Origin of the sequence: Pseudomonas putida (genome assembly GCF_004357765.1) — a bacterium.
GTDB lineage: Bacteria > Pseudomonadota > Gammaproteobacteria > Pseudomonadales > Pseudomonadaceae > Aquipseudomonas > Aquipseudomonas putida_U.
Genome location: NZ_SMTE01000152.1, coordinates 1 through 517 on the forward strand (window position 1 = coordinate 1; position 517 = coordinate 517).

Annotated in this window: 1 protein-coding gene and 1 pseudogene; both read right to left on the reverse strand. The window is 62.9% G+C overall.

Going from position 1 to position 517, the window contains the following annotated elements:
- Positions 1–89 (reverse strand): annotated as a pseudogene (locus E2H86_RS25840) (hydroxypyruvate isomerase); the annotation flags it as partial.
- 50 nt (positions 90–139) lie between these two features.
- The coding region (locus E2H86_RS25845) for a thiamine pyrophosphate-dependent enzyme (RefSeq protein WP_243744104.1) at positions 140–517 on the reverse strand (378 nt) is incomplete at its 5' end.

Below are 517 nucleotides of genomic sequence, written 5' to 3' on the forward strand. Positions count from 1 at the left end.
CTGAAACCGGCATCGGCGGCCGCCTTGAAGCGGGCCAGGAAGTCCTGTTCGGTGAACAGCATGGACAGGTTGGCAGCCAAACGTGGCATGGTTGTCTCCTTGCGATGAAGGCCCCCGGTGCACCGGGGGCGGCAGTCGATCAGTCCAGCATCGAGATGGCGGTCGGCGCGTCGTTGCCGACCAGGGCCAGGTCTTCGAACTCGTTGACCGCGTTGATCTCGGTACCCATGGAAATGTTGGTGACACGCTCGAGGATCACCTCGACGACCACCGGCACTCGGAACTCCTCGGCCATCTTCTGCGCCTTGAGCAGGGCCGGTGCGATCTCGCCGGGTTCGAACACGCGAATGGCCTTGCAACCCAGGCCTTCGACCACGGCGACGTGGTCCACGCCATAGGTCGCGGCGTCGGTGGCATTGATGTTCTCGAACGCCAGCTGCACACAGTAATCCATGTCGAAGCCACGCTGCGCCTGACGAATCAGGCCCAGGTAAGCGTTGTTCACCAGCACGTGCAC